The organism is Paraburkholderia flagellata, from assembly GCF_021390645.1.
In the GTDB taxonomy this organism is placed as follows: domain Bacteria; phylum Pseudomonadota; class Gammaproteobacteria; order Burkholderiales; family Burkholderiaceae; genus Paraburkholderia; species Paraburkholderia flagellata.
The window spans coordinates 110983-136452 of record NZ_JAJEJT010000002.1 but is presented as its reverse complement, the minus strand read 5'-3'; the positions used below and the strand labels follow the sequence as shown (position 1 = coordinate 136452).

The 25470-nt window shown below is 64.6% G+C and carries 24 protein-coding genes; 5 read left to right on the top strand and 19 right to left on the bottom strand.

The window, feature by feature from the left end:
- Positions 1–4 precede the first annotated feature (4 nt).
- From L0U83_RS14985 to L0U83_RS14935, 11 genes are all read right to left on the bottom strand, one after another.
- The gene (locus L0U83_RS14985; protein WP_233884190.1) at positions 5–1732 is read right to left on the bottom strand and encodes an IlvD/Edd family dehydratase; all 1728 of its coding nucleotides are present in this window, start codon (positions 1730–1732) and stop codon (positions 5–7) included.
- A 492-nt stretch (positions 1733–2224) separates the two neighbouring features.
- The gene (locus L0U83_RS14980) at positions 2225–2551 is read right to left on the bottom strand and encodes a DUF4148 domain-containing protein (RefSeq protein ID WP_233884189.1); all 327 of its coding nucleotides are present in this window, start codon (positions 2549–2551) and stop codon (positions 2225–2227) included.
- 212 nt (positions 2552–2763) lie between these two features.
- Entirely contained in the window at positions 2764–4173 is a 1410-nt protein-coding gene (gnd, locus tag L0U83_RS14975) for an NADP-dependent phosphogluconate dehydrogenase (RefSeq protein ID WP_233884188.1), read from the bottom strand.
- A 119-nt stretch (positions 4174–4292) separates the two neighbouring features.
- Positions 4293–4907 (bottom strand): DUF938 domain-containing protein, encoded by a 615-nt coding sequence (locus L0U83_RS14970; protein ID WP_233884187.1) that lies wholly within the window; start codon positions 4905–4907, stop codon positions 4293–4295.
- A 42-nt stretch (positions 4908–4949) separates the two neighbouring features.
- Positions 4950–5567 carry a pyridoxamine 5'-phosphate oxidase family protein gene (locus tag L0U83_RS14965; protein WP_233884186.1) on the bottom strand — a complete coding sequence of 206 codons (618 nt, stop codon included), beginning with the start codon at positions 5565–5567 and terminating at the stop codon, positions 4950–4952.
- Between the two features lie 28 nt (positions 5568–5595).
- The gene (locus L0U83_RS14960) at positions 5596–6462 is read right to left on the bottom strand and encodes an NAD-dependent protein deacetylase (RefSeq protein ID WP_233884185.1); all 867 of its coding nucleotides are present in this window, start codon (positions 6460–6462) and stop codon (positions 5596–5598) included.
- Between the two features lie 21 nt (positions 6463–6483).
- Complete coding sequence (locus L0U83_RS14955) at positions 6484–6729, bottom strand: oxidoreductase-like domain-containing protein (protein ID WP_233884183.1); 246 nt, start codon at positions 6727–6729, stop codon at positions 6484–6486.
- 98 nt (positions 6730–6827) lie between these two features.
- Positions 6828–7592, bottom strand: a complete 765-nt coding sequence (locus tag L0U83_RS14950; protein WP_233884180.1) for an SDR family oxidoreductase — start codon at positions 7590–7592, stop codon at positions 6828–6830.
- 27 nt (positions 7593–7619) lie between these two features.
- A complete protein-coding gene (locus tag L0U83_RS14945) occupies positions 7620–8561 on the bottom strand; it encodes a transporter substrate-binding domain-containing protein (protein WP_373321089.1) in 942 nt (313 codons plus the stop codon).
- Between the two features lie 215 nt (positions 8562–8776).
- Positions 8777–9670: a LysR family transcriptional regulator gene (locus tag L0U83_RS14940; RefSeq protein ID WP_233884174.1), complete on the bottom strand. Its 894-nt coding sequence runs from the start codon at positions 9668–9670 to the stop codon at positions 8777–8779.
- A 111-nt stretch (positions 9671–9781) separates the two neighbouring features.
- Positions 9782–11191 (bottom strand): DUF2252 domain-containing protein, encoded by a 1410-nt coding sequence (locus tag L0U83_RS14935; protein ID WP_233884172.1) that lies wholly within the window; start codon positions 11189–11191, stop codon positions 9782–9784.
- A 256-nt stretch (positions 11192–11447) separates the two neighbouring features.
- Here L0U83_RS14935 and gltS point away from each other — a divergent pair, with 256 nt between their 5' ends.
- The 3 genes from gltS (at position 11448) to L0U83_RS14920 (ending at position 14536) form a co-directional block, all read left to right on the top strand.
- Positions 11448–12662 carry a sodium/glutamate symporter gene (gene gltS, locus L0U83_RS14930; RefSeq protein ID WP_233884170.1) on the top strand — a complete coding sequence of 405 codons (1215 nt, stop codon included), beginning with the start codon at positions 11448–11450 and terminating at the stop codon, positions 12660–12662.
- Between the two features lie 83 nt (positions 12663–12745).
- On the top strand, positions 12746–13366 hold the full coding sequence (locus L0U83_RS14925) for a LysE family translocator (protein ID WP_233884168.1): 621 nt from the start codon (positions 12746–12748) through the stop codon (positions 13364–13366).
- Between the two features lie 192 nt (positions 13367–13558).
- Positions 13559–14536 carry a 2-dehydropantoate 2-reductase gene (locus tag L0U83_RS14920; RefSeq protein ID WP_233884166.1) on the top strand — a complete coding sequence of 326 codons (978 nt, stop codon included), beginning with the start codon at positions 13559–13561 and terminating at the stop codon, positions 14534–14536.
- A gap of 116 nt (positions 14537–14652) precedes the next feature.
- Here the strand turns inward: L0U83_RS14920 and L0U83_RS14915 are convergent, their stop codons facing one another.
- Positions 14653–15774: a LysR family transcriptional regulator gene (locus L0U83_RS14915; protein WP_233886523.1), complete on the bottom strand. Its 1122-nt coding sequence runs from the start codon at positions 15772–15774 to the stop codon at positions 14653–14655.
- A gap of 22 nt (positions 15775–15796) precedes the next feature.
- Positions 15797–17152 (bottom strand): oxalate/formate MFS antiporter, encoded by a 1356-nt coding sequence (gene oxlT / locus L0U83_RS14910; protein ID WP_233884164.1) that lies wholly within the window; start codon positions 17150–17152, stop codon positions 15797–15799.
- Positions 17153–17524: 372 nt separating this feature from the next.
- On the opposite strand from oxlT, the gene L0U83_RS14905 reads away from it, so the two are divergent.
- Positions 17525–18469 (top strand): LysR family transcriptional regulator, encoded by a 945-nt coding sequence (locus L0U83_RS14905; RefSeq protein ID WP_233884163.1) that lies wholly within the window; start codon positions 17525–17527, stop codon positions 18467–18469.
- A gap of 92 nt (positions 18470–18561) precedes the next feature.
- Here the strand turns inward: L0U83_RS14905 and L0U83_RS14900 are convergent, their stop codons facing one another.
- The 5 genes from L0U83_RS14900 to L0U83_RS14880 all read right to left on the bottom strand — a co-directional run bounded on the left by L0U83_RS14900 (position 18562) and on the right by L0U83_RS14880 (position 23081).
- Entirely contained in the window at positions 18562–19536 is a 975-nt protein-coding gene (locus L0U83_RS14900) for a hypothetical protein (protein WP_233884159.1), read from the bottom strand.
- A 62-nt stretch (positions 19537–19598) separates the two neighbouring features.
- The gene (locus tag L0U83_RS14895; protein ID WP_233884157.1) at positions 19599–20411 is read right to left on the bottom strand and encodes a fumarylacetoacetate hydrolase family protein; all 813 of its coding nucleotides are present in this window, start codon (positions 20409–20411) and stop codon (positions 19599–19601) included.
- A 17-nt stretch (positions 20412–20428) separates the two neighbouring features.
- A complete protein-coding gene (gene frc, locus L0U83_RS14890; RefSeq protein ID WP_233884156.1) occupies positions 20429–21676 on the bottom strand; it encodes a formyl-CoA transferase in 1248 nt (415 codons plus the stop codon).
- A gap of 459 nt (positions 21677–22135) precedes the next feature.
- Positions 22136–22864, bottom strand: coding sequence for a GntR family transcriptional regulator (locus tag L0U83_RS14885; protein WP_233884155.1), 729 nt, complete (start codon positions 22862–22864; stop codon positions 22136–22138).
- Entirely contained in the window at positions 22845–23081 is a 237-nt protein-coding gene (locus L0U83_RS14880; protein WP_233884154.1) for a hypothetical protein, read from the bottom strand. Before L0U83_RS14880 ends, L0U83_RS14885 begins: the two co-directional genes overlap by 20 nt.
- Before the next feature lie 557 nt (positions 23082–23638).
- On the opposite strand from L0U83_RS14880, the gene L0U83_RS14875 reads away from it, so the two are divergent.
- Positions 23639–24040: a DUF2917 domain-containing protein gene (locus L0U83_RS14875; protein WP_233884153.1), complete on the top strand. Its 402-nt coding sequence runs from the start codon at positions 23639–23641 to the stop codon at positions 24038–24040.
- A gap of 106 nt (positions 24041–24146) precedes the next feature.
- Here the strand turns inward: L0U83_RS14875 and L0U83_RS14870 are convergent, their stop codons facing one another.
- Positions 24147–25310: a porin gene (locus L0U83_RS14870; protein WP_233884151.1), complete on the bottom strand. Its 1164-nt coding sequence runs from the start codon at positions 25308–25310 to the stop codon at positions 24147–24149.
- Positions 25311–25470: the final 160 nt, after the last annotated feature.

Below are 25470 nucleotides of genomic sequence, written 5' to 3'. Positions count from 1 at the left end.
ACGATCAGTGGGAGTCGCGCGGCACGGCCGCGCCGCTTGCGCCGACGAGAAAGTCCAGGTCGGCGCCCTTGTCGGCCTGCAGCACGTGTTCGACGTAGAGCCGGTAATAGCCGCGCTCGGGCAGTTCGGGCGCCTTCCACTCAGTCTTGCGGCGCGCGAGTTCCTCGTCGGAGACTTCCAGATGCAAGCGCCGCGCCGCGACGTCCAGCTCGATCATGTCGCCCGTGCGCACGAGCGCGAGCGGTCCGCCCGCAGCCGCTTCGGGCGACACGTGCAATACGACCGCGCCATATGCCGTGCCGCTCATGCGGCCATCCGATATACGCACCATGTCGGTAATGCCCTTTTGCAGCACCTTCTTCGGTAGCGGCATGTTGCCGACCTCGGCGAAACCGGGATAGCCCTTGGGCCCGGCACCCTTGAGGACCATGACGCAATGTTCGTCGACATCGAGCGATGCGTCGTCGACCTTCGCGTGCAGTTCCTCGACGTTCTCGAACACCACCGCGCGGCCGCGATGACGCAACAGCGCCGGCGTGGCGGCAGAAGGCTTGATGACCGCGCCGTCGGGCGCCAGGTTGCCCTTGAGCACGGCGATACCCGCTTTGGGCTTGAACGGCTGCGCAAACGAGGTAATGACTTCGGCGTTGTAGTTCGGCGCGTCGGCCACGTTTTCCCAGAGGGTTTTACCGTTGACGGTCAACGCGTCCCGATGCAGCAGCCCTTGCTCGCCGAGTTGCCGCAGCACCGCAGGCAAGCCGCCCGCGTAGTAAAAATCCTCCATCAGATAATGGCCTGAAGGCTGCAGATTCACGAGGCACGGTATGTCCGAGCCGAGTTCCCAGTCATCGAGCGAAAGCGGCACGCCGATGCGCCGCGCGAGCGCGATCAGATGCACGACGGCATTCGTCGAGCCGCCGATGGCCGCGTTGGTGCGGATCGCATTTTCGAAAGCCGCGCGGGTGAGGATCTTCGACATCGTGAGGTCTTCGCGCACCATCTCGACGATGCGCCGCCCCGCGAGTTGCGCGAGCACCTGGCGGCGCGCATCGACGGCGGGGATGGCCGCATTGTGCGGCAGCCCCATGCCCAGCGATTCGACCATCGATGCCATCGTGGAAGCCGTGCCCATGGTCATGCAGTGGCCGCGCGAGCGGTTCATGCACGACTCCGCCTCGACGAATTCGGCCTGCGACATCGTCCCCGCACGCACTTCCTCGGACATTTGCCACACGCCCGTGCCCGAGCCGATTTCATGGCCCCGGAAACGTCCGTTGAGCATCGGGCCGCCCGAAACGGCGAGCGCGGGCAAGTCGCACGACGCTGCGCCCATCAGCAAGGCAGGCGTGGTCTTGTCGCAGCCGACGAGCAAAATCGTGCCGTCGATCGGATTGCCGCGAATCGACTCTTCGACGTCCATCGAAGCGAGGTTTCGAAACAGCATCGCGGTGGGGCGCAGGTTCGATTCGCCCAGCGACATCACGGGAAATTCGAGCGGCAGGCCGCCAGCCTCGTACACCCCTTTCTTCACGTACTCCGCGAGTTCGCGAAAATGCGCGTTGCACGGCGTGAGTTCCGACCACGTATTGCAGATGCCGATGACGGGGCGGCCGTCGAACGCGTCGTGAGGGATGCCCTGATTCTTCATCCACGAGCGGTGGATGAAGCCGTCCTTGTCGGCTTTGCCGAACCAGGCTTGACTGCGCAAGGGCTTGCGGGTGGAGCGGGTCATGGCGGGGCGTCTCCTGTCGCTGGGCAACTGTCATGGAAACTGCCGCCCGATCATAGGAGTGACGTCCGGACCCGTCAATGTTTGATACGGCGTCCTTAGATAGGGATAAAGCGCACCACAAAAAAGTACGGGCCGGTGGAGAACCGGCCCGTGCTGGACTGCCTTTTGCAACAACGTACTGCCTACTGCGTACTGCTACTGCACGGCTGCACCTCTCACTGCGCCAGCCAACTTCAACTACCTTCTGCTCTCTCTGCGTACTGCAACTGCTTCACTGCAACAACTCGCCTGCGTACTGCAACTGCACACTGCGAACTGCAACTACTCACTGCGTATTGCAACTCCAACTTCTACCGCGACATCTCACTGCGTACTGCGACTGCACCTACTCGCACTGCAACTTCTGCTGCAACTACCGACAACGTACAGCGACAACTCACTACAGGGGGTAGCTTGCCGGAACCGCCTGCGGCGGTTCCATTCGGTCAGGGCTTAGTGACCGAAGTAAATGCGCTGGCTCGGTGCGACTTGCGCCGGTTGCACTGCTGCGCCCGACTGCGACGTGCCTGCTGCCGGTGCGCCGTAACCGCTGGTGTCGCCGGCGGCGAGCTTTTCCTGGGTCACGCGGGCTTGAGCGGCCTGCAGGTTTTCCGGGTAGTTCACATGGTCTGCCGACGGGTTGTAGCCAGCGTGCTCCAGTTGAACCAGCTCCGCACGCACCTGGGCGCGGGTCAGGCCTTGCTCGCTCGACTGGGCGAACGAGATTGCCGGGATGGCAAGAGCGGCGGCAACGACAACTGCGGGGATGAGCTTGTTCATGATCGGACCTCCATCTGTTTTATGTCAGCTTCGGAACACCGTGTTCGTCAGCCGTTGAATACAGTGTAGGCGTCCGGTCTCGCTAGGGAAAACCCTAATTCATCAAAACACCGTTGCAATTTCCGCAATAAAAAAAGGTGAGTCCCGCGGACTCACCTTTCGATTCCAACAAAGGCCGCAACGACAATGCGGTCTTTTGTCTTGCGATTTCCTTACGACCAGTCGGCGTGGAAGCTGCCCGGCTTGTCGATGCGCTCGAACGTGTGCGCGCCGAAGAAGTCGCGTTGCGCCTGCACGAGGTTGGCGGGCACGCGCTCCGAGCGGTAGCCGTCGAAGTACGCAACCGCCGACGAGAACGCCGGCACCGGCACGCCCGCGCTCACTGCCTGGACCACCACGTCGCGCAGCGCCGACTGATAGTTGGCCGCGATGTCACGGAAATAGGGATCGAGCAACAGGTTGTCGAGCTGCGGGTTCTTCGCGTAAGCGTCCATGATCTTCTGCAGGAAGCGCGCGCGGATGATGCAGCCCGCGCGGAAGATCTTGGCGATCGTGCCGTACTGGAAGTCCCACTTGTACTCGTCGGAGGCGGCGCGCAGTTGCGCGAAGCCTTGCGCGTACGAAATGACCTTCGAGAAGTACAGCGCGCGGCGCACCGACTCGATGAACGCCTTGCGGTCGCCCGAGAACGGCTTCGCGTCCGGGCCCGAGAGCACCTTGCTCGCCGCCACGCGCTGCGTCTTGAGCGACGAGAGCACGCGCGCGAACACGGCTTCGGTGATGAGCGGCAGCGGCGCGCCGAGATCCAGTGCGTTCTGGCTGGTCCACTTGCCGGTGCCCTTTTGTGCGGCGCGGTCGAGAATCACGTCGACGAGATCCTTGCCCGTTTCCTCGTCCTTCTTGCCGAAGATCTTCGAGGTGATTTCGATCAGATAGCTGTCGAGTTCGCCCTCGTTCCATTCGGTGTAGACCTTGCCCAGTTCCTCGTTCGAGAGGCCGAGCACCTGCTTGAGCACCGCGTAGCTTTCGGCGATCAGCTGCATGTCGCCGTATTCGATGCCGTTGTGCACCATCTTCACGAAATGGCCCGCGCCGTCCGGACCCATGTAGGCCACGCACGGCTCGCCGTCCGGTGCCTTCGCGGCGATTTCGGTCAGGATCGGCGCAACCAGATCGTAAGCATCGCGCTGGCCGCCCGGCATGATCGACGGGCCTTTGAGCGCGCCTTCCTCGCCGCCCGACACGCCCGTGCCGATGAAGTGCAGGCCCGACTTCGCGAGTTCCTGGTTGCGGCGGATGGTATCCGTGAAGTGCGTATTGCCGCCGTCGATCAGGATGTCGCCCTTCTCCAGCAGCGGCTTGAGTGCGGCGATGGTGTCGTCGGTCGGCGCGCCGGCCTTCACCATCATCAGAATGCGGCGCGGTTTTTCCAGCGAATCCACGAACTCTTCGAGCGTGTACGCCGGCACGAGCTTGCGATCCGGATACTCAGCGATCAGCTCGTCGGTTCTGGCGCGGCTGCGATTGAACACCGAGACCGCATGGCCGCGGCTTTCGATGTTGAGCGCCAGATTGCTACCCATCACGGCCAGACCCACAACGCCGATTGGCTGTTTGCTCATGTTGATTCTCCACTTCATTCATTGACGGCGCCGCAACGGGGCGCCAACCGTGCAAGCATAAGGGAAACGCCCAGGAGCCGCGCGCACGCGCGCATTGCGACCCATGTTTCCCTACCTGCTTAGCGTTTTCGGAACACCAGACTGAAATTATTCGCCGGCATCGCCACGCGCGCCTCGCAGTCGAAGCCTTGCGCCTGCGCCAGCGCCTCCACTTCTTCCATGTCGCGCACGCCCCAGGACGGGTCGCGCGCGCGAAGGTCGGCGTCGAAGGCCTCGTTGCTCGGCGCAGTGTGCGCGCCTTCGCGCCGGTACGGCCCGTAAAGCACGAGCGCGCCCCCTGAAGCAACGCGCGCGCCTGCACCTTTCATCAGCGCCTGCGCCGCTTCCCACGGCGCGATGTGAATCATGTTGATGCAAACGATGGCATCCACCGCGCCGATCGGCCAGGGCTCGCGGCGCACGTCGAGATCGAGCGGCGCGCGCAGATTGGCGAGTCCCGTGTGCTCGCGCCAGGCGTCGATCGAGGCGCGGGCTCGCGCGTCGGCGTCGCTCGGCTGCCAGGCGAGGTCAGGAAACGCTGCCGCGAAATGGACGGCATGCTGGCCGGTGCCGCTCGCGATTTCGAGCACCGTACCCCGCGCGGGCAGCGCGCCGCGCAGCACCTCGAGGATCGGCGCGGCGTTGCGCTCGGCGGCGGGCGCGTTTAGGCGTTGGGCGGCTTGCGGGTCGTTCATCGTGTTGCGTTCTCTTCTCTTCGGCGTTGAATCGGCTTGCGCTCAGTACAGCGTGGTCTTGATGCGTTCGGCCAGACCGGCTTCATAAGTCTCGGCGTCGAACGTCTCGCCATATTGCTCCTCGTTCACACGGCGCAGCATTTCACCCGCACTCGGCAGATGCGAGCGTTCGACGTGACGCGACGGATCCCACAGCTTCGAGCGCACGATGGCCTTGGAGCAATGGAAATACACACTTTCCACGTCGATCACGAGCACCGAGCGCGGCGGCTTGCCGTCCACGGCGAAGCTCGCGGCGAGCACGGGGTCGGTGCTCACACGGCCGCGCCCGTTCACGCGCAGCATCTCGCCCACGCCCGGCACCATGAATAGCAGGCCCACCTGCGACGAGGCGACCACGTTGCGCAGACTGTCCACACGGTTGTTGCCGGGGCGGTCGGGCAACGCGAGCGTGTGCTCGTCGAGAATGCGCACGAAACCCGGTGCGTCGCCGCGCGGCGAGCAGTCGAGGCCTTCCGGCCCGCCCGTGGCGAGCACGACGAACGGCGAGCTTTCGATGAAGCGCCGGTAGTCCGCGTTGACGTGATCGATTTCCTTGCGCAGCGCGCGTTCGTGCGGCGTGCCGTAATGCGCTTCGAGGTCGGCTAGCGTGGTCAGCATGTCGTCGGTTCCGTGGAGTCGTGTAGTGTCAGGGGACGAGGCGCGCGCCCAGCGCATCGAGCACGGCGGCGCAGGGGGCTTCGAGCTTGAGTGCGAGGAGCGGGTCGGCGCGCGTCTTGCCCATGTTGATCGCGGCCACGGGCTTGCCGCGCTGCTGCGCCCACGCGCAGAAGCGGTAGCCCGAATACACCATGAGCGAGGAGCCGACCACGAGCACCGCGTCGGCCTCGTCGAGCGCGTTCGAGGCGCTGGCCACGCGCTCGCGCGGCACATTCTCGCCGAAGAACACCACCGAAGGCTTGAGCATGCCGCCGCACGCGGCGCATGCGGGCACGTGGAAGGCGTTGGCGCCATCGAAGTCGAGGTGGGCGTCGCCGTCGGCGGCCGGTTCCGCGCTCGCGCCCGCAATGACTGGATTGCGCGCCTCGAGTTCCGGCTGGATCGAGGCGCGCGAATACTGCGCGCCGCAGTCGAGGCAATGCACGTGCGCGATGCTGCCGTGCAACTCGATCACGTCGCGACTGCCCGCGCGCTGATGCAGCCCATCCACGTTCTGCGTGACGAGCGTGCGCGCGTAGCCCGCCGCACCCAGGCGCGCGAGCGCGCGATGGGCGCCGTTGGGCTGCGCGAGACCCACCGTGGGCCAGCCGATCAAGCTGCGTGCCCAGTAACGCCGGCGCATGCTCTCGGAGCCGAGGAATTCCTGCAGCGTGATGGGCGGTGAGCGCTTCCAGGCGCCGTTCTCGTCGCGGTAGCCCGGAATGCCCGAATCCGTGCTGATGCCCGCGCCGGTCAGCACGAACAGGCGCGGATGACGCTCGACGAACGCCTGCAGCGCGTCGAGCGCGGCGGTGTCGACGATGGGAGCGCTGGGAACGAGGATGGATTCGGTCATGGCGGCAGGGAGCAATGCAGTTCAGCGCGTGGGTTTGTCGCGCGACTCCGCCGATTTAGCGGCTTGCTTGCGCGGCGCTTTCGCCTGTGCCTCGCGCTCGGCTTCGCGCGCTTGCCACGCAGCCAGCGCGGCGCGATACCGGCCAAACTCCTCGTCGTATAGATCGAAGATGCAGGGGTCGCAGCCACTATGGCAGCAGTCGTCGTTATCGGGACATTCGGGCGGCTGGGGACGCGGATCGTCGTCCGGACGCGGGGGCAAAGACATGGGCGCTCAGGCGTCGTGGTGGTTCAGCGGCCAGTATACGGGACTGTGCGCGAGCGCGTGCGGCCAGGCCCGCGCCCGCTCGCGCCCGTCTTTTGCGCTCAGCCGCGTCCCACGAACGGCATCTTCGTCGCCATGATCGTCATGAACTGCACGTTTGCTTCGAGCGGCATTTGCGCCATGTGTAGCAGCGCATCGGCCACGAGTTCCACGTCCATCAGCGGCTCGACGGCAATCTCGCCGTTCGCCTGCGGCACGCCGCGCGCCATGCGCTCGGCCATCTCCGTCGCCGCGTTGCCGATGTCGATTTGCCCGCACGCGATGTCGTAGCGCCGGCCATCGAGCGAAACGGTTTTGGTCAGGCCAGTGATAGCGTGCTTTGTGGCCGTATAGGCAATGCTGAACGGCCTCGGCGCATGCGCCGAAATCGAGCCGTTGTTGATGATGCGCCCGCCTTGCGGCGTCTGCCGCTTCATCAGCCCGAACGCCGCGCGCGTGCACAGGAACACGCCGGTGAGGTTCGTGTCGACCACGGCGCGCCAGTCGTCGACGGAAAGCTCGTCGATGTCCACGGCCGGCGCGTTGCGGCCCGCGTTGTTGAAGAGCAGATCGAGCCGGCCGTAGCGCGTGCGGATCGTCTCGAAGAGCGCCTCGACGGCCGCCGCGTCGGTCACGTCGCAGGGCGCCGCCAGCGCCTCTTCGCCACGCGCGCGCGCCTCGTCAGCGAGCGCTTCGAGCGGCGCGGCCCGTCTGCCCGCCAGCACGACGGCGAAGCCATTGGCCAGCAGCCTGCGCGCGCACGCGCGACCAATGCCGCTGCCCGCGCCCGTCACCAGTGCGATTTTGCGTTGTTGCGTATCACTCATCGTTGCCTCTTTCTTGCGGTTGAGCCTTCAATCGAGCGGCTGATCGTTGGGATTCGCGAAAAGCGCCTTCATCTGCTCCGACATCGGATAGTCGAGGTTCACGCCCGCAGGCGGAATGGGCGACTCGAACCAGCGCCGGTAAAGCGCGAGCGCTTCGCCCGAGCGCTCCATCTTCGCGATGGTGTCGTCGGCAATGCGCTTGAAGGCAGTGTCGCCGCGCCGGAACATGCAGCCGTAGACCTCCGACCTGGCCGGGCTGCCAACGATTGCGTAAGCGTGCGCGTCGCTCATGGCGTGCGCGCTTTGCGCCACCGGCGCACCCGGCGTTTCGCTCGCCATGTAACCGGTCGCGAGCGCGGCGTGCAGCAGCGGCTCGTCCATCACGAAGGCAACGGCGCGCCCCGAGCGCACGGCTTCGACGGAATCGCCGTGAGTCTTCGCGACGACGATGTGCATGTTCATCCCGCGCTCCATGTTCCAGCGGCGCAAGAGGCGCTCTTCCGAAGTGCCCGCGGTCGTGACCACGGTGCGGCCCGCGAGATCGCCGAAGTCTTTGACCTGCGAGCCGCGCTTCACGAGCATGCGCACGCCGTACTCGAAAATGCTGTTCGAGAATGCCACGTCGTTCTCGCGCTCGCGCGTGTGCGTCGTGGTGCTGCACTCGAGATCGACCGTGCCGTTCTGCACGAGCGTGATGCGGTTTTGCGGCGTGACGACGAGTTCACGCACACGCAGCGCGGGAAGCTTGAGCGTCTCGCGCACGTTTTCCACGATGCGTTGGGTGATCTCGTACGAATAGCCCGCTGCGTGCCCGCCGCCGGCCATATAAGAGAACGGGACGGTCGCTTCGCGCACGCCGATGACGATCGTGCCGGTGTCGCGAATCTTGCGCAGCGTGGGGCTTTCCAGTTCATCGGCATGCACCGCGCCCGCAGACATGCAGGCGCACGCGAGCGCGACGTAGCGCATGGCCAGGAGCGCGCGGGCCATGCTGCTGCGCTGCATGTGGCCACGCGGCTTTCTGGCGATGCCCAGCGGCTTTGACTCGCGCTTCAACCGTCTCTCCTGTGGATCCCTCATTCGTTCGCATGATGCGCGTGCAGCGCCGCTTCCCCTGCGCGCGATTGTACCGGCGGGCCGGGGCGGCTCGCGTTATGCCGCAAAATTGCAGGCTGCGCGCGCCGTCACGCCGCGCAAGAATCGGCGAGGCTTGCGCGCAGCACTTCCACGAATGCGTTGCCTGCCTGCGAGTCCATGCCGCCTTCGCGCCACATGGCGAACACGCCGACCGTGAGCGCCGGTTCGACGCGCCGGATCGCCACCGGCTCGCCCGCCCCGCGCGCGCTGAGTTCGTCGAGCAGCACGCGGCCGATGCCGCGCGCCGCGAGTGCGCGCGCGACGTGCCACGTTTGCGCCTCGACTGCCGCGAGCCGGTCGTCCACGCCTTCGGCTTCGAGCAGGTTGCCGATCGCCTCGCCAAGCGGGTCGACGTTGCCGATGCTGATCCACTCGCCATCGACCAGGTCGCGCAACGCGAGCGGCGCGTGTTCCGGCGTGGGCTCGTCGGGCGGCGCGACGCAGACCACGGCCGTGCGCGCGAGTTCGACTGCGGCAATGCCCGGCCGCGCGGGCGGATTGAGCGCAACGCCCAGATCGAGTTCGCGCGTGAGCAGCGCGTTGAGCAGTTCGGCGGTGTGGCGCGTCTGGATCTTGAGCGACACATCGGGATAGCCGGCGCGAAACGTCTGCACGGCAGCCGGAATCAGGCTCATGCCAAGGCTGGGCAGACAGCCGATGCGCAACAGCCCTTGCGGACGCAGCGCGAGATTGCGCGCGAGATCGCGAATGCTGTCGAGGTTCGATTGCAGCTTCTGCGTCTCGGCGAACAGCAGTTCGGCCTCGCGCGTGGGCTGCAGGCGGCCGTGCGCGCGGCTGAAGAGCTTGAGGCCCGCGCTGCGCTCCGCATGGGCGAGCACCTTGCTGACAGCAGGCTGGGAAACGCACAGCAGCTCGGCCGCTTTGGAGAGCGAGCCGGTGCGCATGATCGCGTGAAAGACTTCGATATGACGTAAACGCATGGGCGCGTGCCGGGCATGCGTACGAAGCTCATGCGCGGCGGGACGAAGGAAAAGCGCAAGGATAGCGCGTTCGGTTGCGCGCCTCGCCTGCGGCCTGAAGTTAAGCGCCGCTCAAACGCGGAAATCGGCCGCCATGTCCTCTTCGCTGCGCGCGACGATCGCGCCGCTGCGCGCGGCCTTGATGAACACGTCGTAATCGCGCTCCACCTGGTCGGCATAGCTGAACGCGTAGCTCGTGAGCGCCTCCGCGAACAGATCGCTGCGGCCAATGTACGAAGCAATTTCGATGGCCGCGCTGCCCGACTTCGCGTGCGCGCGCGCAAGCGCCCAGCCGCAGAGTCGCGCATAGCCGCAAAGCAGTGTGCTGTCGAGCAGCTGGAGATCGACCGAGAGCTTCATGTCGCGCAACTGACGCACGTAAAAATGGCGCCCCGCAGGTCCCGTGGTCCAGCCAAGGAAGATATCGCTCGCCGCCTGCAGGAGCCGCTGGCCGCGCACGACACGCGCGCCTTCGTGTTTGATCGAAGGCGACTTGAAGTACTGCGAAACGACCGAGCGCCGTGCCTCTTTCACCTGCAGGAAGAGCGGCTTCTCGTGATGATCGACGAGCAGCATTACGAGGCAGCGCGTGCCCACGCTGCCCACGCCGACCACCTTGAATACCAGATCGTGAATGGCGAAATGTTCGAGCAGTTCGCGCCGGTCGGGCGCGAGCGTCTTCGCGTAATCCTCGTACATCGGCTCGATCAGCGTGCGCCAGTCGCCGAGCGTGAACCAGTCGTCTTCCGGCTCGAACAGCGTGTTCACGCCGTGCACGTGAAAGAGCGCGGGCGGGACGTCGTGAATCGTCCAGTGATCGTCGTCGCGCTCCGCGAGCTTTTCGAGCAGGTTCTCGTGCGTGCGATTCGCGGCCTTCTCCATGCCGCGCCGGATCAGGCGTCGGCCTTCGGGCGTGAGCGCGGTCTCGACCATGCGATCGAAGGTGATTTTGTCGTACCAGAGATCGAGCGCGCCGTACTCCGCATATTGGCGCAGCCGGTCGCGATAGCTGGTCACGGCCGTCATCACCAGTTCCTCGGCCACGCCGCGCGAGTAGCGCATGTGCCGCGCCGCCACGACGAAGCTCGCCACGAGGCGCTTGACATCCCACTCCCACGGGCCGGGCGCGACCTCGTCGAAGTCGTTGAGATCGAACACGAGCTGGCGCTCGGGTGTGGCGAAGGCGCCGAAGTTCAGCAGATGTGCGTCGCCGCAAATCTCCATCGCCATGCCGGTGTTGGGCACGCCGGCGAGATCGTGCGCCTGGAGGATCGCGCTGCCGCGAAAGAACGTGAACGGCGAGACGATCATGCGCCCGTAGCGCAGTTGCACGAGGTTCGGCACGCGGCCTTCGCTGCTCGCGCGCAGCAGTGCGAGCGGATCGCGCTTGATGGTGCCGGTTTCCTTGTGGCTCGAACGTTTCGAACGCTCGCGCACGGCACGCCCGGCCGCCTCGCGTTCAGCAACGGTGCTCCCATTCATGACCTTCTCCGGTTCTTGTACGATCTCGCGCCGTCCTGGCAAACGGGCAAACGCGGGGATATTCGTCCTGTAAGCGCGGCGGCCGCGCTTGCGTATTTAAGCGTGGGACCCCGTTTCGTGCAACGAACGTGGCCGGAACCGGCGCCCGGTTTTGCGTCACTGCGCACCAAGCGCGCAACGCGCGAGCGCGTGGTGTACCGTGCGCGAAAGATGCGCCGCCCGCCTTGCGCCCTCACCGCCCCGCCGGACACCCGAAATGAACATCAAAGTCTACGGAACGCTCGTCGTCGCATCACTCGTGCTGCTGGCCGGCCAGTGGCTCGTCGCCGCCGTGCCGGTCCTGCGCAAATGGACGATACCCGAACCCGTGGCGGGCGGCATCGTCGCCGCGCTGATCGTGTTCGGCCTGCACAGCTTCGCGCACATGGACGTGGTCTTCGACACCTCGCTGCAAGCGCCGCTCATGCAAGCGTTCTTCGCCACCATCGGCCTCAATGCGAACCTCGCCAACCTGAAACACGGCGGCCCTGTGCTCGTGCGCTTTCTCGCCGTGGTGGTCGCACTGCTCGTGCTGCAAAACGTGCTGGGCATCACGCTCGCCATGGCGTTCGGCGTCGATCCGCTGTTCGGGCTGCTGGGCGGCTCGGTGTCGCTTGCGGGCGGCCATGGTACGGGCGCGGCGTGGGGGGCGGTGTTCACCGAGCATCACGGGCTGCAGTCCGCCACCGAAGCGGCCATTGCCTGCGCCACTTTCGGGCTGATCATGGGCGGCATTCTGGGCGGCCCCGTCGCGCAGCACCTCATGAAGCGTATCGGCACGCAGGCTGGCGACGCGGCTCCCGGCGCAAACGGCGCGGCGACGCCCGACGCCTACGCATTCGAAGAGCCGAAAGCCGAGCAGCCGACCACGCCGGGCGCGTTCATCAACACGGTCACGCTCATCGCCATCAGCCTGGCTGTGGGCGACGCGCTCTCCGACCTGATCGCGGGCACCGTGTTCGAACTGCCCACCTTCGTGTGCGTGCTGTTCGTGGCCGTGCTGCTCGCCAATGGGCTCGCGCTCGCCGGGCGCCCCGTGGCCGAGCATGCCGTCGCGCTGATCGGCAATGTGAGCCTCGCGCTCTTTCTCGCGATGGCGCTCATGACGCTGCGCCTGTGGGACCTCGCCGCGCTCGCGCTTCCCGTGTTCACGATCCTCGCTGCGCAAACGCTGCTCATGGTCGTCTACGCGATCTTCGTGACGTTCCGCGTGATGGGCGCGGACTACGACGCCGTCGTGCTTTCGGCGGGCCACTGCGGCTTTGGCCTCGGCGCAACGCCCACGGCGATTGCAAACATGCAGGCGGTGACGGCCCGCTTTGGCCATTCCCATGTTGCGTTTCTCGTGGTGCCGATGGTGGCCGCGTTCTTTATCGACATTGCCAACGCCATCACCATCAAGCTCTTTCTCATGCTGCCTGTCTTCCATTGAGCGGCAAGGCGCGGCACGCCAGCCGCGCTACAATGGCGCGATTCACGGTGCGCCGCGCACGGCGCCCACCTCCGAGCGTCATCATGTCCCTTACCGCCTGGCTCTTCTTTCTGCCCGCCTGTTTCGCGCTGAACATGGCGCCGGGGCCGAACAATCTCCTCTCCATCAACGTGGCAGCGCGGCACGGTTTCCTGCGCGCGTTCCTTGGCGGCGCAGGGCGGCTCGTTTCGTTCGCGGCGATGATCGCGCTCGCGGCCACGGGTCTTGCCGTCGTGCTGCGCGCTTCCGAGGCGGTCTTCTTCGTCATCAAGCTGGCGGGCGCCGCTTACCTCGTGTGGCTCGCCGTGCAACTCTGGCGCAGCGACGCCAACCCCATCGGCGAGAGCATGGATAGCGACGCCTCGCTCGCTCGCCTCGCGTGGCGCGAGTGCCTCGTGGCGGCGGGCAACCCCAAAGCGATTCTCGTTTTCACGGCCTTCCTGCCGCAATTCGTCGATGTCGCGAAGCCCATCGCACCGCAGTTCGGTGTGCTCGGCGCGAGCTTTCTCGTGCTCGAATGCGTGGCGATCGCACTCTATTCACTTGCCGGGATGTACCTCGGCCGCTGGCTCACGCGCACCACCGTGCGCCGCTGGTTCAATCGCACCTGCGGCGCTTTTCTCGGCCTGATTGGCGTGAGTTTCCTGCTCGTGCGGCGCGCCTGAAGGCCTCGTTCCACGCCTCTTCGTCCATAAGCTTCTCTTGATGATTTTCGAGAGAAACTTTAACTGTCGTTAATCGACAGCACCCCCTATGCTCAAACCATCGTCCGGGGTCGCGGCGAGCGGGTAGCTTTTCCCCAACGCTCGCGAAAATACCTGCGGACAAGCGGTTTTCAACGTCATTGGGGTTTCAACATGAAGATCTGCATCTTTGGGGCGGGCGCCATCGGAGGCATGATGGGCGTGCAACTCGCACGCGCAGGCGCCGACGTGAGCTTCGTTGCTCGCGGCCCGCATCTGGCCGCCATGCGCGAGAACGGCGCGCGCCTGCTGATGGATGGTGAGGAGTACGTGGCGAAGGTGCGATGCACGTCCGATCCGCGCGAACTGGGTGTGCAGGACGTCGTCATCGTTACGCTCAAGGCGCATTCGGTGGCGGGCGTGATCGACGCGATGCAGCCGCTCCTCGGCAAGCACACGGCCATCGTCACGGGCACCAATGGCATTCCCTACTGGTACTTCTACCAGCATGGCGGCAAGTTCGCGGGCACGCGGCTCGAAAGCATCGACCCCGATGGCTCGCAATGGAACCGTCTCACGCCCGAGCGCGCGATTGGCTGCGTACTCTATCCAGCCGCGGAAATCGACGCGCCCGGCGTGATCCGCCATGTGTACGGCAAGAAGTTTCCGATTGGCGAGCCTTCGGGCGAGCGCACGCCGCGCATCGTCCAACTGCACGAAGCCATGCAGGCCGCCGGGTTCGATGCGCCGATCCGCGAAAACATCCGCGACGAAATCTGGCTCAAGCTGTGGGGCAATCTCTGCTTCAACCCGATCAGCGCACTCACGCATGCCACGCTCGACGTCATCACCAGCGACCCGGCCACGCGCGCCGTCGCGCGCACGATGATGCTCGAAGGCAAGCGCATTGCCGAGCAGTTCGGTGTGAACTTCCGCGTGGACGTGGAGCGGCGTATCGACGGCGCGGGCGCGGTGGGCGCGCACAAGACCTCGATGCTCGTCGACCTCGAAACCGGCCGGCCGATGGAGATCGATCCGCTGATCACCGTCGTGCAGGAAATGGGCAAGCTGGTTGGCGAGCCGACACCGGTCATCGACACGGTGCTCGCGTTGGTCAAGCAGCGCGAGCGGATGGCGATGCAACCGGCTTAAGTGACGGCGAAGGGGCGGCGTGTGCGTCGCCTTTTTTGCGGTGATACGGGGGCTGGAAAGACAAAACGGATCGCATCGAGCGATCCGTTTTGCTTTGCTGAACAAGGAAACGCACGCTATTCGATGCGTGCGTGCGTGCGGGTCACCTGAAGTGGCGGCGGCGCATCGGCGGCGCGCAACGCGACGCGCACCGGCGCGCCGTTCGAGCCACGCATCGGCGAGCCGTCGATGGATGTTTCCGGCAGCGCTTCGTTGCCCTGCGATGAAGCCTCCGGGTCCGAGCCATCTGGCGCGGAGCCATCGGCCATAAACTGCGACCACGCCGCCTGAGCGCAAGGCCGCAGCGAACGATGGCGGCGGCGCACGAGCATCGTCGTCACGTTGACGACGGGATGCAGCAAGCGCGTAACGAGCGGCCCCGCGGGCGCGGGCCAGTGAGACGTTGCGTGCGCAACTTCCCCCGAGCGATGCGCATGGCCTGCGCGTGCGCCGTCCGCGCACACCGGCAGCACGCCAATGCCCATGCCGAGCTGCGCCATGCGCGCGACGCCCGCCACGTGCGCGAACTCCTGCAGCGGCCTCCCCTCGGGCCGCAGACCGTCCAGCGCGCGCATCACCGCGCCGCGGCAACCCGCGTCGCGATTGAGCGTGACGAGCGGCTCGCGCGCGAGATCGTCCCATCGCAGCGCCCCCTGTAGCGCAAGCGGATGGTGCGCGGGCAAAAGCGCGCATAGCGGCGTGGCGGAAAGCGGCTGCACGTCGAGATTGCCGCTCGCAAACGGCACGCTTTCGGCGATCACGCCGAAATCGGCCTCGCCCTGCTCGACCGCCTGCAACACGGCCGCCTGCGGCAAGTCCTGCAATTGCAGCGTGAGCGAAGGAAAAGCCGCTGCGCAGCGCGCGAGCGCGGCGGGCACCCAGGTCGACGAGAGCACCGGGTTGCTCGCCACGAGCACCACGCCGCTATGCGCCTGGTTGGCGTCGCGACCCTCGTTGAGCGCCATCTCGATCTCGTCGAGCAGGCGGCCGATGCGCCGCTCGAAGCCGCTGCCCGCGAGCGTGAGCTCGACCTGGCGCGTGGTGCGGTCGAAGAGCTTGAGCTCGACCGCCTCTTCCAGTTCGCGCACGCAGCGGCTCACCGCCGACTGCGTGAGCCCGAACTCGCGCGCGGCGCGCGTGAAGCTGCGCGCCCGCGCCACCGCGACGAACACCTTGAGTTGCTGGAGCGATACGTTCATCGACATGGCGGGCCCGCGCGCCTCATTCGCCGCTCTGGTTGGACCAGTGCGGCAATCCTGCGCCCGTATTCGTGGCCAGCGTGACGTTGGGCTCGTTGCTCGCCTCATTGCTCGCTTCGCTGCTCTGCTCGATCAGGCGCTTGCGCATCGGCGCGAGGATGAACTTGGCGCTCACGGCCGCCGCGATCGTGATGACCGCAGCCGCGATGAACACGGCGCTCCAGCCGCCCGTAGCAGACAGTACCGAGGCAACCGGCACGAGCAGCGCGGCGGTGCCCTTGGCGGTGTACAGCGTGCCGGCATTGGACGCGGCGTACTTGCTGCCGAAGGTGTCCGCGCAGATGGCCGGGAAGATCGAGAAGATCTCGCCCCAGAACAGGAAGATCAGCGCGGCGAAAATCATGAACGCATACGGGTTCGTGCCGAACTGCATCATGCCGAGCAGCGCGAGCCCTTCGCCGGCGAAGATCAGGAACATCGCGTTCTCACGGCCGATCTTGTCGGAGATGAAGCCGCACAGCGGACGCGTAAAGCCGTTGCAGATGTTGTCGATCGAGAGCGTGAGCGTGAGCAGCGGCAGCGTCATACCGAACACCGTCATCGGAATGCGGGCGAGGCCCCAGTCCTTGGCGATCGGTCCGATCTGCGCCGTTGCCATCAAGCCGCCAGCGGCCACCGCGACGAAGCAGATGTAGATCACCCAGAACACCGGCTGCTTGACCATCTGCCCCGGCGTGTAGTCGACGCGCGAGACGAGACGGCGGCCAGCCGCGGTGATGGGGCGCGTCACGGGCTTCACGAGCAGGAACGAAAGCACCAGAATCGATACGCCCTGGAGCACGCCGAAAAAGAAGAACGTGTGCTCGTAGCCTGAGCGCGTGATCATGTTCGCAATGGGAATCACCGTCACGGCGGCGCCGGCGCCGAAGCCCGCGGCCGTGAGGCCCGCGGCGAGGCCGCGGCGGTCCGGGAACCACTTGAGCGCGTTGCCTACGCAGGTTCCGTACACGCCGCCCGCGCCGATGCCCGCGATCACGGCCGAAACGTAGAGCATCGGCAGCGTCGTGACGTAGGAGTTGATCACCCAGGCGAGGCCTGCGCAAACCGCACCACCCGCCACGACCGGACGCGGGCCGAACTTGTCGACCAGCCAGCCTTCCACCGGCACGAGCCAGGTCTCGGTCAAAATGAAAATCGAGAACGCCAGTTGAATCTCCGCCTGGCCCCAGTGATGGCGCGAATTCATCGGCGCGACGAACAACGTCCATGCGTATTGCAGGTTGGCAACGAGCGCCATGCATAGCATGCCCACCACCAGTTGAAACCAGCGGTTCGTCCAGAACGGACCGCTCTCGCTCCTCTGACCGATTGCATTCATATCGCTTGTCTCCGCTATCTATTCATTGCAGCCTGCATGATTACGGGTCTGCATAAATCTTTGCTTATGGTTTTAATTTTTTACTTCGTTCCGTTGCGTTTTTTATTCACCGGATGAATCAGAAATTCGAATGGAAATTCGTCAATCCTCATTCACCCTGGCATTGCGGCATGGCCTCGAAAATATCGCGAAACAAGGGATTTTCTACGCGTTGTCCCTTATGAAATCACATTTCCGAGCGTTAACCCGAACATAGCTTCGGGCATGCCGCGCGGCATTCGGACGCCTTTCAACTTATGCTAGGGTGATTGCTGAATTACTCACAATTAAAGTTTGTTATTATGTTGATTCAGTATCCCTTATGGTTCAGCCATGACGATGCGAAACGCCACGCTGCGCCAGCTCAAGGTCTTCGAGACCGTGGCGCGCCACCTCAGTTTTTCGCGTGCTGCGGAGGAACTGCATCTCACCCAGCCGGCCGTTTCCACGCAGGTTCGGCAGCTCGAAGATCACGCGGGCCTGCCGCTCTTCGAGCAGCTCGGCAAGAAGATCTATCTCACGCCCGCGGGCACGGAGATGCTTCACTACAGCCGCGCGATCATGCAGCAGTTCCACGAAGTCGACGAGGCGATGAGCCAGCTAAAGGGCGTCTCGGGCGGCAAGCTCAACGTGGCCGTCATTAGCGCGGGCGATTACTTCTTTCCGCGTCTGCTGGCCGAATTCACGCGCCGCTACAAGGGCGTCGCGCTCAATCTCTCCGTGCACAACCGCGAGCAGTTGCTCCAGCAGCTCGCCACCAACCAGACCGATCTCGCCGTGATGGTGCGTCCGCCGCACGCGACCGACGCCATCAACGAGCCGTTTGCGCCGCACCCGTACGTGATCGTCGCGGCGCCCACGCATCCGCTCGCGCACAAGCGCGCCATCAAGCTCAGCACGCTTGCCAACGAGGCGTTCATCGTGCGCGAGCGCGGCTCGGACACCTGGAACTCAATGGAGGAGGGTTTCGCCGGGAAGATCACGAACCTCAAGATCGCCATGGAGATTCAGAGCACCGAGACGATCAAGCAGGCCGTGATCGCGGGCATGGGCATCGCGTTTCTCTCGGCGCACACCATCAGCCTCGAATTGCAGGTCGGCCACCTCACGGTGCTCGACGTCGAAGGCTTCCCGGTCATGCTCAACTGGTACGTCGTGCACCGGAAAAACAAGCGCCTGCCGCCCGTCGCGCTCGCTTTCAAGCGCTTCCTCATGGAGGAAGGGGCAGCGCTCATCGAGAACATTACGAAAGTGTCAGAAGCGAGTTTGCATAAGTAAGGTTTTATGGCTGGGCCGCAAACTATCATGCATGACTAATCATTCGCGTCGTGTTGCGCGTTCTGTGGTGTCCCCTGGTCCCGCAGATGGCCTCAGTGCGGCCCTTGCCGCTGACGCAACGCGCCGCTCCGGCTGCGCCGCCGCCGTGGCAAGTCCTGCGACGCGTGATGAACCGCGCGCCCTGGGCCGCCATGCGGTGTGTCGTTCGCGGCCAGCCACGCGGGTTCGAACGCTCCACTGCCGCAGGCCGCGACCAGCAGTTCGTCCGGCACACCCGCGAAGCTCGCGTTGAATGTCGCGCTAAAGGGATCACGTGCCGGTAACGCCTCGACAGCGCCCGTACGCGCGAGCCGCGGTCGCCGCGCGCCGCTCGTAAGCCGCGCGCCCAGCGCCGCACACAGCACGCTCGCCGCGACCAGTATGGAGATTTCGAATTCGGGGCGAGCACGCTCGCTCAGGAACCCATAGCCGAGCGCCACGGCAAGCAACAGCGCGATGACATGCATGACGCGGTCGCCGCGGCCGAACGGCACGCGCCTGCGCGCCGCGCCGCTCGCTCGCGCGCCACGGCTGAACAAACTCAGCGCGCCGCCGATCAGCAATGCGCCGGTCGCCACCGCGACGAACAGCGCCACGCGTTCGATCGAACTACGTTCAAGCTGCAACACGCAGGCAACGAAAGCGCCGATCAAGACACTCGCGCCCGACACACCCCCCAGCAGCGCCGCCGTCCGGGCGCGCCGCGTGAGGTCGCGCCGGCCCGCGAGGCACAAACCGCCCAGCACACCCGCTTCGACAGCGACCGTCGCATCCATCGAATGCATCCAGCCCGCAGCGATCAGGCCAGGCGGCACGGTCAGTAGCAATGCGAACGAAATAGCGAAGGCGAGCCGATGCTTGTGCGATGCACCAGCACGCTTTGCGCAGCGCGGCGCAGCGCAAGAACGCGACGAAGGCCACGCGCGCACCGGCGCGAGCGCCGCCAATTGTGCAAATGCACAGCCGAGCCATGCGAACAGCGCGCCAGCGCCCAGCCACACCAGGTCGCCAGCCAGTTGGTCCGGCATCTCTCCTCCTCGCGCGGCATGTCTGCCGCGCGTCTTTGGTTTTACGCCTTCAGTTCACAGCATCAGCCCGCGCCCTCTACGGCAGCAAGCGACTCGCTTTGCGCGCATGCGGTGCCCAGCGTATTGCTCAACATACCTATCCCTTCGATGCTGACCTCGACAGTTGCGCCATCAACGATCGAACCTACGCCGAGTGAGGTGCCGCACGCGATCACGTCGCCCGGTTCGAGCGTCAGGTCCTGCGAAATGAGGCTCACCTGCTGCGCCGGCGAAAACACCATGTCGTTGAGCGGATAATTCTGCCGCTCCACACCATCGAGTTTCGTGACGACGCGTGCGCGCTGCCAGTCGAACCCGGAAACGATCGCCGGGCCCAGACAACAGAACGTATCGAAACCTTTGGCTCTGCACCATTGCGGGAAGTGCGGATTCTCGGTGATGAGGCCCGCAGCCGTGACGTCGTTGACGATCGTGTAGCCGAAGATTGCCGACTCGGCTTCCTCGACGCTCACATCGCGACAGCGCTTGCCGATCACGATGCCGAGTTCGCCTTCGAACACGATTTTTCCCGCATAGTGGGCAGGACGCCGAATCAATTCCGAAGAGCCGATCACCGAAGCCGCCGGCTTGATGAGGAAAAGCGGGTGCGAAGGCACCGGCTTTTCCAGCTTCGCGGCGAGCGCGTGAAAATTGTTCCAGAGCGCGACCACCTTGCCGGGCGCACAAGGCGCAAGCGGCGTGAGCGCGCGCAGCGACAGCACCGCGCCAGTGGGCACCGGCTGATCGAGCCCTTCGTATTCGTGCAGGTAACCGTTCTCGACGCGGCCGAACACAATGCTCCCGTCGCTCGCCATCAAACGCATCCACGTTTCCATGTTTCGCTCCCCTGATTTCAAACGGCGCCAGAGGCGCGCAGCGAGTGGATCTCGTCCTTCGTGTAGCCGAATTCGGCGAGCACCTCGTCGGTGTGTTCACCGAGCATCGGCGAACGCGTGACCTCCGTCGGGCTGTCCGAGAGCTTGATCGGGTTGCCCACCGTGAGGTACTTGCCACGCACAGGGTGATCCACCTCGACGATCGTGCCGCTCGCGCGCAGCGATTCGTCGCTCGCGATCTCCTTCATCGAGAGAATCGGGCCGCATGGAATGTCGTAACGGTTGAGCACGGCCATCGCGTCGAACTTCGTGCGGTTCATGGTCCAGTGCTCGATCTCGTCGAAGATCGCCTTCAGGCGCGGCAGGCGTGCGTTCGGCGTGGCGTAGTCCGGGTCGTCGATCCACTCCTCGCGCCCAATCAGCTTGCAGATGCGGTCCCACACGGGTGCCTGCGCGATGAAGTAGATATAGGCGTTCGGATCGGTCTCCCACCCCTTGCACTTGAGGATCCAGCCCGGCTGCCCGCCACCCGACGCATTGCCGGCGCGCGGCACCGCTTCGCCGAAGCTGTCGTTGGGGTACTGCGGGTACTCCTTCATGACGCCGGTGCGTTCGAGCCGCTGCTGGTCGCGCAGCTTCACGCGGCAGAGGTTGAGCACGCCGTCCTGCATGGCCGCGAGCACCTTTTGGCCGCGCCCCGTGTGTGTGCGCTGATAGAGCGCCGTGACGATACCGAGCGCGAGATGCAGGCCCGTACCGCTGTCGCCGATCTGCGCGCCGGAAACGACCGGCGGGCCGTCGTCGAAGCCGGTGGTCGACGCCGCGCCGCCCACGCACTGCGCGACGTTCTCGTAGACCTTGCAGTCCTCATAGGGCCCAGGGCCGAAGCCCTTCACCGAGGCGACGATCATGCGCGGGTTCAGCGTCTGTATATGTTCCCAGCTGAAGCCCATGCGCTCGAGCGCGCCCGGCGCGAAGTTCTCGACCAGTACGTCGCAGTCGCGAATGAGCCGCTCCAGCACGCGCTTGCCTTGCGGGTTCTTCGTGTCGAGCGTGAGCGAGCGCTTGTTGCCGTTGAGCATCGTGAAGTAGAGGCTGTCCGCATCCGGCAGGTCGCGCAGCTGTTCCCGCGTGATGTCGCCAGCGCCTACGCGCTCTACCTTGATCACGTCCGCGCCGAACCAGGCGAGCAGTTGCGTGCAGGTGGGTCCCGACTGCACGTGCGTGAAATCGAGGATGCGCACGCCGTTCAATGCCTTGCCCATGTCATGTCTCCTTATCTAATCGTGGCCGGGCGAGTTTTCGAAAAATCGGTGGGGTTGCGTGGGCAGAGGCGTTTCGCGCCGCGGCGCGACATCTGCGTCCTTGAGCAATACGGTATGTGATATATCAGTGTGAGGCAAGAGGGGAATTGCTTATCGGGAATGCCACTAGAATCGCGCCAAAGCCTTGTCCAGTATGGTTTTTGGCCAAATTTGACGTCGTTGACGCGGCGCACACGAGGGAAAACCCCGAGCCTCTACCGCGCCTGATATGCCAGATACCGTGTGAAGGATGGCTGTAAGGGACCGTGATTTAGTCAGGGATCCCAGGGGTTGATGCGCATAAAGTCGGCCGGCGGCGGCCGCGAATAGGCCGCGAGCAGGCCGCGAGTGGACGTAAACGCAAGACGGGAGACCCAAAGGTCTCCCGTCTTGCGTTGATCGCAGCGCTAGTTGCCCGCTTCAGTCAAGGAAGTCGCAGTTCTTCTCTACGAAGACCGCGAGATCGAGCGAATGCTGGCGCACGAGCTTTTCCGCCAGTTCGGTGTCGCGCTTCTCGAGCGCCTCGATAATGCGCAGATGGTCGACGATCGAGCGCGAAGCCCGGTCGCTCTGCGAGATCGTCATGCGGCGAATGGCGCGCACGTGCACGAAGATGTTCTTGATGGTGTCGAGGATGATCTGCGACCTGGAGAGCTCGACAATCGCCTGGTGGAACGCGATGTTCGCGTCCGAGTACTCGGCGATATGCTCGGCTGGCGTGCTGTCGCGGAAGTCGTCGAACATGTGGCGCAGCCGTGCGATTTCCTCGTCTGTGGCGTGGATCGTGGCGAGGCGTGCGGCCATGCTTTCGAGCGCCGCCCACATCTGGATCATCTCCACGATCTCGCGCTTGCTCTTGCGCACGATATAGATGCCGCGGCGGGGCACCATGCGCAGGAATCCTTCCTGCTCGAGCAGCGTCATGGCCTCGCGCACCGGCGTACGGCTCACGCCGAGCGATTCGCTCAGCACGCGCTCGTCGAGTCGGATTTCCTCGCGTGTCTGGTAGATGTCGGCGTCGGCAATGGCCTGGCGCAGCATGGCGTAGGCCTGATCGCGCAGGCTCAGTGTTGCATTGATGGGCTGCAGCACCAGCTTGAGCGGCGCCGCTTCCCGGCTTGCTACAACTTCAGTTTGTTCTGACGACATTGATTACCTCTTTTCCGACCTGCGGACGGATTCGCGGACCGAATTGTGCACGACGCACCGCCTTCGCGCGCGGCGCTTCGCCCAAACCGGCGTACCGGCCATGCTGTGCGGCCTGCTCGATAGCAGACGGCGGCAGCCACCTGGCGATCATGACCGTAGCAGCCGCACCCAGACCCACGACCGCTGCACCGAAAAGTGCGAGAGAAACGAAATCCATTTGAAGCTCCGCATGATTGAGTAATCGAATGACTCAATCATATGCTGCGTTGCGACAGAAAGCAATATTCTGTATGTGATATATCAGATGCGGTCGTTTCCACACAACACTTCAATGTTTCGGGGTCTTAGCAAGGCTGCGATCCCACATTCTGGGTACATCTAGCCGGATATTTATGAAAACAACCAATGCTAGTGAGAAACAGGCACCGCCCGCAAGGGAATATGCCATCGAAGGGCACGATCGCGTCATGGAAAGCGGCAGACGAGACTCGCGCGCAACACAACCTAAGGCTGCGAAAGCCATTTAAGCATTTCAGGTTGACAGCGCTGCGAGGCACCCCGCACACTCGACCCATGCACACTTCCTCCACCCTCCTCGTCATCGCAAACACGATGAATCATCCGTGGAAAACCCATACGGGTAACCCACGGGGATGGTGTGCGTACTAGCAGTCTGTCGTCACGCAAATCACAAGCCCCGCCGGCATCGACGGGGCTTTTTGTTTTTCTGGGTGGCAGCGCTCCGTTCGTCGGCTCCAAAATATGGAGAAAACGATGGATGACGCATTTCAGGCAGCTTCACAACCCGCTCCGCTGACCGTTGCAGACGCAACCGACCGCTTCGACGATCCGCTGCCCTCGCAATCGGTCCACTTCGCCGTGCCGCCCAGGCGCACGCTCACCTGGCGCGTGAATGCATCCGCGACGCTGCGGGTTCAGGCAGCACAGGTGTGGGTCACGCGCGCCCGCTCACCCTACGACCACTGGCTGCAGCCGGGCGAGACGCTCCGCCTCGAACGTGGCGAGCGCATCTGGCTCAGCACCGATGCCGCGTTGCCGGCGCGCGTGAGCATCACGAGCGCATGGCAGCCGCCGTTTGCGGGCGGGCGGCGCTGTATGGAGCGCCTTGCCGCCTGGCTTGCGCTGCTCACGCTACGGCGTTCGCGCGAGGCGTGAAGCCCGCGCGCCGCACGCGCTCTAAGCCGAAGCTAAAGCTGTAAACGCCAAAACGCCGGATGCGCCGCCCAACGGGCGCATCCGGCGTCGTAAGACAGACGCTGAATCAGAACTTGTGCCGCAGCCCGAGGTTCACGATGGTTTGGTTCGACGTGCCCGCGTAGCCATACGATCCGACCGACGCCTCAGCCGGCATCGAGCCGCCGGAGCCGTTGCCAGTATCGCCGCTCGCGTGCTGCCACGCTGCCGTCATGTAGAGGTCGGTGCGCTTCGAAAGGCTGTAGTCCGCGCCGAGCGAGACCTGGTTGTAGCTCGCCGTCGTATCGCCATTGGCATGCGTATAGCTGTAGCCCACGCCCAGGAGCAGCACCGGAGTCAGCTGATAGTTCAGGAAGCCCTGGCCGGTGTTGTACTTCTGGGTATTGAGGAACACCGAGCTGCCGTCCGGCGCGTAGCGCGCATTACTGTAGCCGAGGCCGAAGGTGAACTGGCCGAGCTGGTACTGCGCCGCCGCGCGCGCGATGGCAAGCGAGTGCGCCGTGGTGTAGCCGGAGTTGATCGGGCCGTCGAAGGTGCCATCCGAGGTGCTCGTCCAGCCGCCGGTGCGTATGCCGTTCACGGCCTGGCTGTTCGTCGCGTAGAAGTAACCGCCTGCGAGCGCGAGCGGTCCGTTGGTGTAGTTCAGTGCCGCCGAGTACGACTGCTCGGCGCCCGTCGAGCCCGCGACTCCGCCGAACGAGTACATCGCCGCGACCTGCAGGCCGCTCCACACGGGCGTCGTGTACTTGACGGCATTGTTCACGCGAAAGCTGTTGTCGTAGTTGTCGACGTCGCCCGCCGTTGCGAACACGGAGCCGAAATAGTTGTCCGCCGTGATTCCCTGCACGAGGTCGATGAGCGGGTCATACTGCCGCCCCAGCGTGAGCGAACCGTACTGCTCGGCCGTCAAGCCGACGTACGCCTGGCGGCCGAACAGCCTGCCGCCTTGCCCGAGCGAGCCCGTCGACGGGTTGAAGCCGTTTTCCAACTGGAAGATCGCCTTGAGGCCGCCGCCGAGATCTTCGGCGCCCTTCAAACCCCATCGCGAGCCGGAGAGATTGCCGAGGCTGCTGTTGCCGAGCGTCCAGAGGTTCTTGCTGCCGTCGGCGTGGTTGACGTACGTGATCGAGGTGTCGATGGTCCCGTACAGCGTCACGCTGTTCTGTGCCTGAGCCGCGCCGGCCACCCCGAGCGCAGCAAGCGAAAGGGAAGTCAAGGCTAGTCTTTTCACGTCTTTCTCCCGGCGCAGTAAAACAACTCTTGACCAAAGCAGACTAACTCGCCCATCGAGCATTGTAAAAGGATTAAAGAAGCTGTCTCGAATTAGTGACAGCGATTTCAGGAAGCGCCTGGATACCTGCCGAACGATTATCGCTCGCTGCGAAACAATG